Genomic DNA, 13,934 nt, shown 5'->3' on the forward strand with positions numbered 1-13,934 from the left:
CGGCTTCCGCGCTCGCCAGAATATCCTCCTCCTGATTAGTGAACGGTGCAAGGAGCGGCTTTCGCTCCGCTGTTGGGTATGGACCCCGGAGGCGGTGCTGCGCACCTGTCCGGGCTACAAAACCCTCGGGCCATTCTTGTAGCCCGGACAGGCGCTACGCGCCGCCTCCGGGAACTTCACCGGCAGTCGCGCGGCGTTTGCCCACGCTACAGGCAGCGGCAAAAGCGATAATGACAATCGCCGCCACGCAGCCCAGCGTCCACTCGCCCATTTGCGCAAAGAAATGCTGATACGCGACAATCGCCGTATCGCTGATTTGCGACTCGGTGGTCTGCTGCGCCACCACGCCCGCCAGCCAGTTAGCCACCGCGCCGGTCGCCAGCATATAAATCCCGGTCAGCACGCCGGTCACGCCGGGCATATTGAGACGGGTGATTTGCGCCATCGCCACCGGATCGATAAACAGCTCGGCAAAGCCCATCAGCGCCAGACCGGTCACCATCATGCCCATCGACGCCTGACCCTGTGTCGCACCGTGACGCGCATTAAGCGCCAGCAGCATAAAACCGCAGCCCATCAGCACCAGACCGAAGGCAAACTTCAGCCAGACGCGCAGCGCCGAACGGGTGCTGCCTTCGGGGCGCATTAGCCACGCCAGCACGACGCCCGCCGCCATCACCGCCACGGCATTCACCGACTGGAACAGCGCGGTCGGCACTTCAATATTCAGCAAGCGGCGATTAACAAAGTGGTCGATAAACAGGCTTATTGAGCTACCGCCCTGCTGCGCCAGTACCCAGAACAGCGTACCGGCCAGCATTAGCAGAACGATTTGCCACAGCGCGCGGCGGTGTTCGGGGGATTTGACCATAATGCGCGCCACCATTTGGGCGGCGAACACGCAGACAATCGCCAGCAGATAGCCGGACCAGTTATTCTCCAGTAGCAGCGTAAAAAATACCGGCGCAACGCAGAGCATCACCACCAGCCAGCCCCAGGTCGGCAGCACAAACTTCACCGTCCGCAGCGCCTGTTTATCGACGGCGCGCGTATTGCGAAAGTAGCGGCTACCGCTTAAGAAAATCATCAGGCCGACAAACATGCCGATCCCCGCCAGCGCAAAGCCGACATGCCAGCCGTACCACTGTGCTGCCAGTCCGCAGGCGATAGGCGCGGCGATGGAGCCGACGTTACCGGCGGCGTACAACAGCGAAAAACCACCGTCGCGACGCGGGTCGTCAACGGCGTAGAGCTCGCCCAGCAGACAGCTAATATTGGATTTGAACAGACCGTAGCCGCAGATAATGATCGCCAGCGCGAGATACAGGCTCCAGGTGGAATCGGATTCGACGCCCAGCACCACATGGCCAAGCGTCATTAACAGCGCGCCGACAATCACCGCCGTGCGGTTGCCGAGCAGGCGGTCGGCAAGCCAGCCGCCGAGAATAGGAGTGACGTACACCAGAGAAGCGTAAGCGCTGAACAGGCTGATGGCGTGGCTGTCATCAAAACCAAGTTGATGGGTGAGATAGAGGATGAGTAAGGCACGCATGCCGTAAAAGCTGAAATATTCCCAGATTTGGATCGCTACGATGTAGTAAATCGCGCGCGGCTGTGAGGGTGTTTTCATGTGTTCTCCTTGCAGCGTGAAAAAAGGGAAGTGGCAAGCCACTTCCCTGTTGTGCATCGATTATTTGTTGTTTTCTTCTTTCAGCACTTTAACGGTGTAACGACCATCCGCCTGGCGATAGGCGCCGTGGATATCGGTTTCGAAGCCCGGATAGTGAGCACCGATTTCGCACAGCATCTGCAGGAACTCCAGTACCGGACGGCTCTCTTCGGTGATCATCTCACCCGGCATCACCAGCGGAACTCCCGGAGGATACGGCAGGATCATGTTGGCATTAACGCGACCGACCATCTCTTCGAGATAAACCTCTTCAGTCTGACCGTGCAGCTCTTTCTGGAACGCAGCGTATGGCGTGATCACCATGGTTGGCAGCACTTCGAACGCGCGGAACATCAGGTCTGGTAGGTTGTGATGCTCAACCAGTTTGTGAATGTTCTGCGCCAGTTCCTGAACACGCATGTTTTCGTAGAATTCAGGATCTTCACGGTACAGCGACGGCAGCATGTTTTTCACCCGCAGGTTCAGGTCGAACGCGCGTTTGAAGTCGGTCAGCGCGCGCAGCAGGCTCAGCGCTTTGGTTTTGTCGATACCGATACTGAACAGGAACAGCAGGTTGTACGGGCCGGTTTTTTCCACCACGATGCCATGTTCGTCGAGATATTTCGCCACGATGCTGGCGGGGATCCCGAACTCATCCATGGTGCCGTCTTTCTTCATCCCCGGAGTCAGTAAGGTGACTTTGATCGGGTCGAGGTACATGTGTTCGTTGTCGATGTTTTTGAAACCGTGCCAGGCGCTGTCGGAGCGCAGCGGCCAGCATTCAGCACCATCGATATGTTCCGGCTGCCAGACGTCGAAGAACCACCCTTCGGACTCGCCTTTCAGACGTTTGATCTCTTTACGGAACTTGATAGAACGTTCAATAGAACCGTCAATCAGGCGCTTACCGGCGTTGCCTTTCATCATCGCCGCCGCGGTTTCGGTAGAAGCCACCACGCCATAGTGCGGAGAGGTGGTGGTGTGCATCATGTAGGCTTCGTTAAAGGTTTCTTCGTTAACGTCACCTTTAACGTGAATCATCGAAGCCTGGGAGAACGCCGCCAGCAGTTTGTGCGTGGACTGGGTTTCGTAAATCACTTTTCCTTCGACGCGACCGCCGCTCATCCCACATTTGCCTTCATAAATCGGCGAGAAGTTGGTGTAAGGCACCCATGCAGAGTCAAAGTGGATGGATTTCACATCCAGGGTTTTCTTGATGTAGTCCGTGTTGTACAGCAGGCCATCGTAGGTGGAGTTGGTGATCACCGCGTGCACCGGCCAGGTGGCGTTCGGAGTTTCTTTCACGCGTTTGGCGATAGTCGCATGCTGGAATTCGCTCTGCGGGATACCGCCGAGAATGCCGTAAGCGTTACGCGTCGGGCGGAAATAGATGGGCGTAATGTCGCTCATCATCATCAGATGGGTCAGCGATTTATGGCAGTTACGGTCAATCAGCACGGTGCTACCGGCAGGTGCGGAATACATACCGACAATTTTGTTGGCGGTAGAGGTGCCGTTGGTCACCATATAGCTACGTTCAGCGTTGAAGACGCGGGCAATATACTCTTCCGCTTCTTTGTGCGGACCGCTGTGATCCAGCAGAGAACCGAGTTCAGAAACCGAAATCGAGATGTCGGATTTCATGGTATTGGAACCAAAGAAATCGTAGAAGATACTGCCGACCGGACTTTTCTGGAACGCAGTACCGCCCATGTGGCCAGGGGTACAGAAGGTGTATTTGCCTTCACGCACATATTTGAACAGCGCCTTGGTCAGCGGCGGCAGAATGGTGTCGATATATTCGTCAGTATTCTGTTTGATTTTGTTAGCAATATCTTCAGCCGCGCCCAGCGCATATTCGAAGAAGCGCACCTGCATCCGCAGATCGTTGAGGCTTACGTCGAGCGTTGAGTAAGTATTAGCAAAGGCATACAGCGGCATATATTCGTTCATTTTGCTGATGTCTTCGCACAGTTCGAGATTGTATTTATCCCAGTCGAAGATAACGCCGCACAGACGCGCATTGTTTTCGATAAGTTTTAATAAGTCGTCACGGTCGTTCGGGTAGACAATACGGAAGTCCAGGCGTTCGAGGGCGCGATGCAGTTCACGGATGGGCTCTTCTTTGAAGTAAACACCCATGTGATTCATGATTGCGATAACGTTCATAGTCAAATCTCCAGATAAAGAAAGCCCCTCCCGCCACGTCGTGACAGGTGATGGAAGGAGCCTCAGGAATAGGGTTACTGATTAATGCGCGCTGGCGGTGTTGTTATCAGCGGAGCTGTCGTTACTCTGACGCTGGTGCATTTTGCGACCGTAGAACATCAGGATAATCAGGCTGACGATGAAGGTACCGGCCAGTTCGAAGGAGCTTGCCCCCATCAGGGCGATGAAGCAGAACCCGCAGCCGAGGATGGAGCAAATCAGGCTGACAAGGTTGCGGACGTTGATGCCTTCGAAGCGAATCAGGTCAACGCAGGAGTAGAAGTAAGGCAGCATGGTCAGCAGAACCGCGATACCGGTCAGCTCGCCGAACAGGTCGGAAGCTTTACCGCCGGTTGAGTTCATCAGGGTGATCAGCACCATCAGAACAGTCATTTTCACTGCGGCCAGCAGCAGACCTTTTTTCGGGTTACCGTTTTTGTCCAGCTCACCGTAGATTTTCGGGAAGTTACCATCGTTAGCGGCGCGAACACCGGCCTGGCCGACCAGCATCATCCACGAACCAAGCGAAGTCAGACAAGCAAAGGCGGTAAAGGCGGAAACGACCGGAGCAGCCCAGCCACCGAGCATAGTGGAAGCACTCACCGCAAACGGCGCGCCGGAGGCAGCCATTTCAGAGGCAGGGTACATACCGGCAATAACCTGAGTCGCGGCGATATAAACGATACCTGCCAGCGCGGTCCCCAGCATAGTGGCCAGCGGCACGGTACGTTTCGGGTTTTTCACCATCCCGGTACTCACTGCGGCAGATTCAACACCCACGAAGGCCCACAGGCAGAGCAGGATACTTTTGATAACCGCGTGGCTATCAGTCGTCGCGGAAGTGTTCCAGTTAGCCTGATAGGTCGCAACGTCAAACCAGTGCCAGCCAACAACCGCCGTCATTACCACCGGAATAAGCACCAGTACCAGACCAATTGTGGTCAGGCGGCTAACCCAGGTTCCGCCGAGCATATTTACGAAGGTAAATATCCATACAATGGCAATACAGGCAATACCCGCCGGGACCGGATTATTCAAAATTGGGAAGAAGGTTGATAAATAAGAGACGGCAGTAATCCCGATAGCCAGATTACCGATCCAGTTTGCGTGATAATAAAGGACGCCGGTCTGGAAACCGAACGCCGGAGATATTTCACCGGCATAGGCGATTGGACCACCCTGCTGCGGATTTTTGGTCGCTAGTCGGGCATAAACATAGGCCAGAGACATCGCGCCAATAATAGATATTACCCAACCCCAGATGGCGATAGAACCGATACTCGCCAGGTTCGCAGGTAATAGTGCAATACCGCTCCCCATCATATTACCGGCTACGACGCCGGTACAGGCAAATAGCCCGATCTTCTTGGCAGAACTCATGTTTGCTTTTCTCCTAAGTTTATTTGGGAGGTACAGATCATGATGATGAACCTTTTATTGACCCGACCAACTGCCAATAAGATTACGGATTAGTACGAGATAAGTCCTAAAGATAAAGTGAAATAACTGCAAACATCAGACAAATGACATTTTGACCTTTTTCACGCAACATATCAGGATGACAAGTTGACATCAAAAAAAGATAAACATTGAATATATACAGTAAGTTAAGACAACTCTCGCATGTTGAAATTGTGTTGCAAACAGGCTGGGAATTGCTATAGACATATAACAACAGAGAGGCTCATGAGAAACATAATATTAACCTCATCATGGCCAAAACCATGGCCATGATGAGGGTTTACTTATTCTGAAGCGAGGAAGTTATCGAGATAGGGAACAACGCGGGTTACGGAGGTCTGAAATACGGCATTTTCAATCCAGTAAAATGTATTCTCCCCTGGACGTAAATTAAATGCCGTCAGGTAGGCATCGGCAGCTTCCCGGTTCTGCCCTTTCATTTCGTAGACCTTACCTAGCAGCACATAGTTCATCCACGACATTTCGAGATCAATGCCGTTATTAATCGCACTGTAGGCTTCATCGACTTTTCCTTTGCCCAGCATATCTACCGTTTTAATTTGATAAAATATTGCCATATCTTTAATCCCCGGCATATTACCCACTCGGGTTATTTCGCTATAAAGATCGGCTAACTGTTTATCATCCAGCGGCTGCTGAGAATGGCGTAATACGTCAACCAGCGCCTTTTCCGCCCAGGCATAGGTAAAGTCCGGCGACTGTTTATTCACATCAGCAAGCAGAGCGCTGGCTTTTCCCAGCGAGTCAACGTCTCCATTCATTAATAGCTGATGCGCCTGATAGAAATGCGTGAGTGCCATACTTTGCGAGGGTTGATACTGCTTTAACATCTCCTGCATGCGCGCCGGCCATGGCTGCTTCAGCGCATCCGACAGGCTGCTCAGCAGGTCGTTCTGAATCGACAACTGGTTGTCGTTGGTGACGAAGTAGCGCTTGTCCATCATGGTCGAGCCGTCGGCGTTATCGACCATCTTAACCGACATAAAGCACTGCTGAGCACGGTAGTGGCGCTGGTTAACAAACTCAATGGTCAACGTTTTTCCAGAACTGCTTGGCTCATTAATGTTGTAGTTGGTTTTGTCGTGCACCATAAAGGTGGAGAAGGTGTTCAGCGATGTGGTAATCAGGCTTCCTAAGCCGATGGCATAGGAGTGCTGCGACGACCAGTTATTGCAGGTGCTGCCGCTGAGCAGGTGAATATCAACATCGCGCGGGTTGAGCAGCAGCCGCGCCTTAGTTACCGGCGGGCGCGACTCCAGAGTCGAGAGCGCCACCAGCGCCACGCAGCTGCCGAGGGCCAGCAGGAACAGTCCCCAGACGATAAAGGTGCTAATCCGCTTACGTTTTTCAGGTTTTGCGGGCGGCGCCATATCTGGCGCGGCCATATTGGGCTGCGGGGAGGCCGGCGGCGTGCCAGGTTCAGCCATCGACGTTTCTGCAGGAATAACCGGCGTCAGTTCTTCCCCCTCCTCCGTACACCAGATAACCGGTACCGTCAGCTTATAGCCGCGTTTGGGTACGGTAGCGATATATTCCAGGCTGCTATCGTCGCCATCTTTCAAAGATTTGCGCAATTCGGAGATACTTTGCGTCACAACGTGACTGGTGACCACATTGCGGGTCCAGACGTTATCAATAAGTTCATCCCGACTGAGTACTTCTCCGGGATGGCGGGCAAAGAAAACCAGAAGATCGATCAGGCGCGGTTCGAGAGTTAGCTGACGCCCCTTGCGGCTAATTTGGTTAACAGAGGGAGTAACCAGCCATTCTCCAACGCGAACAACAGGTTGTTGCATAAACAAGAGCCCCAGGACGAAAAAGGGAAAGGCGCGATGATAACACATTTCCCCTACCTATTTATGATAGGGGTCATGACCTTGAACGCGATATATTCCCCTTTGTTTTTAGTGTCTGGCAAAATTTCATTTGCGAATGATGTCATTAATCATATGTGAGATATGGTGCAGAACTTCCTCATGCCCCCAAAAGAAACCCATTTATAACCTGATCTCCTTCGAATTTGTGACGTGAGCAAGGATTAGGCGCGACAACCATCGCCCATCCGCGGAGATATGCTATTTTTAGGTCGCTCGACAGAGATCGGGCCGCCGAACAGATGGCTGGAAAATAACGCCTCACCCGCAGCGTAAAGGAATTCGACGATGACCTGGAAATTAGTTAAGCAAATTGTGCACAATGACGTTTTAAGAAATAGCTTCATTGACCTCGCGATTAAAACCTTCGATCTCTCCTTTAAAGAGTGGTATCGCAAAGGTTACTGGACCGACGCCTATATTCCCTACGCTCTGGTGAGCAACAATAAAGTGATTGCTAACGCCTCTGCCAATATTATCGACCTGGTCTGGCAGGGTGAACCCCGGCGCTATATTCAAATCGGCACCGTGATGACCGATATCGACCATCGAAACAAGGGGCTGGCCGGACAGCTTGTTAATGAAATTCTGGCGGACTGGCAGGATAAAGCCGACGCATTCTTTCTCTTCGCTAACCCGACAACCGTTGATTTTTATCCAAAATTCGGCTTCGAGCGCACCGACGAACATCAGTATATTATGCCGGTGATGCCCACAGCTGGCGACTTCCGCAAGCTGGATATGGACCAGCCGCAAGACGTTGCGCTATTGCAACAGTACTATCAAAAATCGAATCCATTTTCGCAACTGCGGATAGAGGACAACTTCGGTTTATTAATGTTCTACTGCTCCGCTTTTATGAAGCACTTCATCTATTATTCCGAGAAAAACCAGGCTATCGCGATTGCGATGCAAAACGGTCCGGCGCTGATCTTTTTTGATATTTTCTGCGATAGCAGCCGCTCGCTATCGGCCATTATTAACGAACTTGCCGATAAAAATACTTATCAGGCCATACTGGGCTTTACCCCCAAAGAGAACCGGGTTGGCGAGTATGAAAAAATCGAAGGGGAAGATATTTTGTTTATCTACGGACAAAAAGAAAATATCTTCAAAGAAAATAAACTGATGTTCCCGCTGTTATCCCACGCCTGAATCTGAGCAGCAGCCGTATCCCGATGGCTGCTGCGCTTCTCTTCTCAGCCTCTGCAGCCTGCAGCTTTCTTCCGGCCAGCTACAAAATATCGCAACTAGCATATGATAATGAAAATCGTTATCATTAGAAACAAACAATTACATCTGGCATTAGATTTTAATTAAAACGCTTTAAAAAGAGCCAGAACACGCTAATAACGGTACACCGTCAGTTAGCCGTGAGCAGTGTCATCAATTTACCTTATGGATAAAGGAGAGATGACGCATGAGCATGCATACCGCCGCTCAACACCACGCTTCAACTGACCGGTCAGAACCGATTGAGTCAGCGAATTTTTCCGGGTTTCCCGCCCTTTTAGTTGGCCTGTGCTGCCTGCTTCCGCTTAATGTACTCGCCGCAGAGAGCGAAGAGCAGGAGAAAAAGCGCACGGATAGCAGTTATCAGGATCAGGATCTGATGATCGTTACCGGCGAAAAAACCGCTCGTTCGCTACTCGATACCGGCTCCAGCGTTGAGGTGTTCGATAGCCGACGGATTGACAGCATGCCAGGCGCTGAAACCGTCTCTGACCTGATGCGCATGACTGCCAACACCGTCGATATCGGTATCGGTAACGATCTGCCCACCGTACGCGGGGTGGATGGTTCCGGGCCGAGCACCGGAGCCGGAGCGTTTCTCAGTGGGACCCGTCCGCGCCTGGGGCTTTCTCTCGATGGTCGCTCGCTGACCTATAACGAACAGGCCTACGGTCCGCAGTCACTGTGGGATATGGAACGGGTAGAAATTTTTCGCGGACCACAGAGCTACATTCAAGGCCGTAACGCCATTGCCGGGGCCATCGTGATGACCTCAAAAGACCCGGATTTTGGCTGGGAGAGCGCCTTCAAAGGCGGCGCGGGTAATCAGCACTCATCCCAGCTTGCCGCGATGGTCAACGCTCCGCTGATTGAAGAACAGCTGGCCTTCCGCGCCAGCGTTGATCGCCAGCGGCGGCGCAGCGATATCGATTTACCAGCCTACGATCCGGTCGGCGATCCGAGCGAAGTACAAACCACCAGCGCTCGCGCGAAACTGCTATTCAACCCGGCAGGCCTGCGCAATCTCACCACCAAACTCACCTTCAACCACTCCGATAGCGGAGCTCCGCAAAACGAAAGTCTTAACCCAATGCCACACCCGACCAGCTCCCGTTACGACTGGCGGCGGGCAGTGTTTAAAAGCAACGTCAATAGCGGTATCTGGGATCTTGCCTGGGAAGGCGATGACGGCCTGCGGCTGGAAAACCGCTTTATTTACACTGGATTCCACATTAACCGCTACGTCGCCGACGGCCTGCCAAAAGCCAAAATCGATGGTTCTGAAGTACACATCGAACCCGTCGTGCACTTCGGCAATAACGACAGCCGCCTGCGGGGTTTTGCCGGATTACGCTATTTCGACGCCTCACAGGATGAGTCAGTCTATATCTTTGGCGGTTCCACCTTCACCGACGATACCCGCACCAGTTCAGCCTACGGCGAGCTGACCTGGGCGGTCACGCCGCAGGTGGATATTACGACCTCCACCCGCCTTGAGCGCGAGCACCGCAAACGTCTCGGTGGCAGCCAGAGCGTGCGCATTGATTTTGACGAAACTTACAACGTCTTTTTACCGAAACTGGACGTCGCCTGGAAACCGGAGGCCAATCAGACCTGGGGGGCACGCGTCGCGCGCGGCTATAACGCAGGGGGCGCTGGGATCACGCTGAGCGCGCCAATCACCAGCTACACCTATGACTCGGAATACGTCTGGAACTATGAGCTTTATACCCGCCATGCTCTCAATGACGGCAACGTGGTGCTCACCGGTAACCTTTTTTATAACGACTACAAGGATATGCAGCTCCCCTATTATCTTGCCGCTAATTCTACGGTAATCCGTAATGCCGATAAGGTTGAAACCTGGGGCGCAGAGATGGGAGCCACCTGGACACCGCGTTGGGATCTGGAGCTTTCCGGCAATATCGGTTTACTGAAAACCAAAATTGCCGAATTCCCCGGCAGCGGTGTTGAAGGTCACGAGCTGGCCCGCGCTCCTGCGTATACCGCCAACGTCGGCGCCGCCTGGCAGGTTGCCAGCGGCTGGGAGCTGAGCGGTAACGTCGCCTTCTCCGACTCCTACTACTCCGCCTACGACAACGACTCACGCGGTCGCATTGGCTCCTACTGGTCAGCTAATGCGCAGTTGGCTTACACCTTTATGTACGGTCGGGCGACGTTGTTCGCGCAAAACCTGTTTGATTCCGACCGCAAGGTGATGGTCAGCGGCAACGATGTTTATACCGCCATTCAGCAGCGCTCTCGCCTGGTCGGTGCCGCCGTGGAATTACGCTTTTAACGAACACCTTAATTGGAGATAACAGGATGTCTGGGATCCACTTTCGTTTATTTACCGCCTTGCTGATGGCAACGGCGACATTCGCTCAGGCGCAGGAGACGCTTATCAAGCAGGAGGATATTCATCGCGCCGCCGTCGCGCCAGCGGTGGTTGAGCTGGCCTGGAGCGCAAAACAAAATGCCGTGTTTGTCAGCTCGCCGGACTGGAAGGATGAGAAAAAATCGACCGTTCTGCGCCTCAATCCGCAAACTCTGGAAACGCAGGCCACCATTTCTATTGATGTCAAAGGTTTTGGCGTCGCACTTGACGATGAGAATAATCGTCTCTATTTGACCGAAGGCTTCAACGGCAGCGTGGGGATTGTTGATACCGACACCAACCGCAGCCTCGGGTCGATCAAATTACAGGAGCAGGTCAATATCGAGTCAGCCTGGCGTAAAGCGGGCATGAGCGGCGAACGCCTCGATTTTATGCTCGCCGAGCTTAAGCGTTTCAAAATCAGCGAAGGCTATCTGTATAAAGTCCGCGAAGCGCGATTTGATGCCCAGACCGGGCGTCTGTTCCTGCCCGGCCTCGGTTACGGCGTGGACAGCGTGCTCTACGTGGTGAATACCCGCACCGGCAAACTGGAGAAAACCCTTCCCGGATTCGGTTTCTATGCCGTCGGCATCGCAATTGATGAAAAAGGACGCCGTGTGTTCGTCTCGAACATGCAGGGTCAGTTGATGACCGTCAATGCCGATACTCTGGAGATCGCTGGCAAGCACGAGATCCAGGCCGATCAGCTGCTGAATCTGGTTTATGACCGCAAAAACGATCGGATTCTGGGCGTTGACCAGGGGATCGATCGCGACAAGTACCGCAACTATCATCTGAAAGAAACCTACACTCGCCGCAGCAGCGGGCATCGCCTGTTCGCTCTGAATGCTCAGGACGGCAAACTTCTGGCCAGCATCGAGACCAAAGAAGTGCCGATTTCCCTGCTGCTGGATGAGGATAGCGAAAGGATTTACGTCACCAATCGCGGCGGCATTCGAGTGGAGAAAGGCGCGGGCTCGCTTTCCGTCTTTGAGAGTAAAACGCTGGCTCATCTGCAAACCCTTCCGCTGCTTCCACACCCAAACAGCCTGGCGCTGGATAGCAAAGCGCACGCGCTGTTTGTCACCGTGAAAAACGACGGTGCGGCAGCAAAAGCCAATACCGAAGAAAGCGTAGTGCGAATTCCGCTGCGTTGATGTTTGATTGTGGCCCGGCTTTCTGTCGGGCCTTCATTGCGCCACCAGCCACTGTTCAAACGCCTGTAGCGCCGCTTCATTGATCCCGTTTGCCAGCGGCTTCACCAGACAGAAGCGCTTCCTCAGACTGCTGGCTATCGGCCACGGAGCAACCAGTAACCCGTTTTCCAGCTCTTTTTCGATATAAGCATGCGGCACCAGCGCAACGCCCTGTCCGGCCAGCGCGGCGGCAATCGCCATTTCATGCAGATCGTAACGTACACCCTGCGCCGGATTATCCAGCGCGATAGCGCACTCTTCAGCGTAGCGAGGCCAGGCGTCGGGGTTCTGCCGTCGATGAATGCGCGGTAGTTCATTCAGCAGGCTGGCGATATCCCCTCTCATCAGTAACGCGGGATGGCATACCGGAACCAGCCGTTCCTCAAACAGAAATTGCATACGCATTCCGGCCCACGCCGGGTGTTCAAAGTGAACCGCCGCATCGAAACCGCTGCCGGTGATGATAAACGGATCGGTTCTGACCGCGATATTCAATGTGATATCGGGATTTTTTTGCTGAAAGTCCCCTAAACGAGGGATCAGCCAGCGGCTGGCAAATGTCGGCGGCGCGGCAATCTCCAGGCTTCGGCTGCCGTTCGCTGCGCCAATCAGATACTGGGTATCTCGTTCAAGCCGCCCCAGAGTTTCGCGCACATGGTGCGCATAGCGCGCACCGTTCGGGTTCAGCCGCACCCGGCTTCCCGTCCGTTCAAAAAGCTGGCAGTTCAACAGAGACTCCAGCCGGGCAATTTGTCGACTGATAGCCCCTTCGGTGAGCGACAGCTCGAGCGCCGCGCGGGCAAAATTGCCATGCCGGGCCGCAGCCTCAAAGGCCTGAAGAGAAGCGCTACTGGGGAGTTTCTTTCGCATTCTGGCAATCTCGGCTTTTCGGTTTTAGTGACAAAATATCATTGAGCAGTGAAAGAATATCGCTTCCGACCGCTAAATACAGAACGTAGCATGATCAAACGTCACTCTAATGATTTCTTTATCCTGCAAAAGGTATTTATGCACAATCCCTCATTTATTTCCCGTCAGATTGGTGATTTTCTGGTTACAGCCCTTAGCGATGGCAGCATGGCCGCCAGCCTGGCGCTGCTGTCCGGTATAGATAGCCATGACGCCGGGGAAATCCAGCGCTCCGCGGGCATAACCGCCCCCGGTAATATTGACATTAATGGTTATCTTATCCGTGGGAGAGGGCGAACCATTTTGGTGGATGCAGGTACGGGAGGACTGAATAATGCGGGCGGCGTATTGCTGGAAAGTCTGCAGGCCGCAGGCGTCGCGACGAAAGATATTGATACCGTGCTGTTGACCCACGCGCACCCGGATCATATCGGCGGCCTGCTGGATGCGAGCGGGGCGCCAGTCTATCCCAACGCCCGGCTGCATCTTCACCCTCTGGAAGCCGAATACTGGCAGGATGACTATATGCTAAAACGGGCCAATGAACGGGGGCAGCGTAACTTCGCCCTCGCCCGCCGCACGCTTGACGCCTGGGCGCACAACCTCAGTTTTCTGGATAATCGTGAAATGGTCGAGGGTATTCGTCCGCTCTGGCTACCCGGCCATACCCCCGGGCACAGCGGATTTCGCATCGATTCGGCTCATCAAAGCCTGCTAATTTGGGGCGATATCGTCCATTTTCCACATATTCAGGCCGCACAGCCCGCAGTCGCTATTGCTTTTGATTGCGATCCTTCGCAAGCGCAAATGACGCGAGAGAAGATCTTTGCTCAGGCCGCAAGAGAAAACCTGCTGATTGCCGGTATGCATCTGGGGCCCGCTGGATTTGCCCGCATCGTGCCGTCTTTGAGGGGATATCGTATCGAATACTCTGCCCCCCAATAATGGGGGATTTTTTACCTTTCCCCACTCACTTTTTCTTACTG

The 13,934-nt window shown here is 53.6% G+C and carries 9 protein-coding genes; 4 read left to right on the top strand and 5 right to left on the bottom strand.

Translation table 11 applies throughout. From position 1 onward, the window contains the following. Positions 1 to 154: 154 nt before the first annotated feature. From dtpD to cadC, 4 genes are all read right to left on the bottom strand, one after another. Positions 155 to 1,630 (bottom strand): dipeptide permease DtpD, encoded by a 1,476-nt coding sequence (dtpD, locus tag FN082_RS03395; protein ID WP_142981143.1) that lies wholly within the window; start codon positions 1,628 to 1,630, stop codon positions 155 to 157. Between the two features lie 60 nt (positions 1,631 to 1,690). Beyond that, positions 1,691 to 3,838 carry a lysine decarboxylase CadA gene (cadA, locus tag FN082_RS03400; RefSeq protein ID WP_139538911.1) on the bottom strand — a complete coding sequence of 716 codons (2,148 nt, stop codon included), beginning with the start codon at positions 3,836 to 3,838 and terminating at the stop codon, positions 1,691 to 1,693. Positions 3,839 to 3,919: 81 nt separating this feature from the next. After that, positions 3,920 to 5,257, bottom strand: a complete 1,338-nt coding sequence (gene cadB, locus FN082_RS03405) for a cadaverine/lysine antiporter (protein WP_112215380.1) — start codon at positions 5,255 to 5,257, stop codon at positions 3,920 to 3,922. A gap of 365 nt (positions 5,258 to 5,622) precedes the next feature. Next, entirely contained in the window at positions 5,623 to 7,155 is a 1,533-nt protein-coding gene (cadC, locus tag FN082_RS03415; protein ID WP_139538910.1) for a lysine decarboxylation/transport transcriptional activator CadC, read from the bottom strand. A gap of 366 nt (positions 7,156 to 7,521) precedes the next feature. Between cadC and FN082_RS03420 the strand changes: the two genes are divergently transcribed. From FN082_RS03420 to FN082_RS03430, 3 genes are all read left to right on the top strand, one after another. Beyond that, positions 7,522 to 8,388 (top strand): GNAT family N-acetyltransferase, encoded by an 867-nt coding sequence (locus FN082_RS03420; RefSeq protein ID WP_142981144.1) that lies wholly within the window; start codon positions 7,522 to 7,524, stop codon positions 8,386 to 8,388. Between the two features lie 265 nt (positions 8,389 to 8,653). After that, complete coding sequence (locus tag FN082_RS03425) at positions 8,654 to 10,765, top strand: TonB-dependent receptor (RefSeq protein WP_142981145.1); 2,112 nt, start codon at positions 8,654 to 8,656, stop codon at positions 10,763 to 10,765. 26 nt (positions 10,766 to 10,791) lie between these two features. After that, a complete protein-coding gene (locus FN082_RS03430; protein ID WP_142981146.1) occupies positions 10,792 to 12,000 on the top strand; it encodes a YncE family protein in 1,209 nt (402 codons plus the stop codon). A gap of 33 nt (positions 12,001 to 12,033) precedes the next feature. Here the strand turns inward: FN082_RS03430 and FN082_RS03435 are convergent, their stop codons facing one another. Further along, on the bottom strand, positions 12,034 to 12,909 hold the full coding sequence (locus FN082_RS03435; protein WP_139538906.1) for a LysR substrate-binding domain-containing protein: 876 nt from the start codon (positions 12,907 to 12,909) through the stop codon (positions 12,034 to 12,036). A gap of 138 nt (positions 12,910 to 13,047) precedes the next feature. Here FN082_RS03435 and FN082_RS03440 point away from each other — a divergent pair, with 138 nt between their 5' ends. Then, complete coding sequence (locus tag FN082_RS03440; RefSeq protein ID WP_139538927.1) at positions 13,048 to 13,893, top strand: MBL fold metallo-hydrolase; 846 nt, start codon at positions 13,048 to 13,050, stop codon at positions 13,891 to 13,893. The last annotated feature ends 41 nt before the right edge of the window (positions 13,894 to 13,934 follow it).

Source organism: Klebsiella spallanzanii (genome assembly GCF_902158555.1).
Lineage (GTDB): Bacteria > Pseudomonadota > Gammaproteobacteria > Enterobacterales > Enterobacteriaceae > Klebsiella > Klebsiella spallanzanii.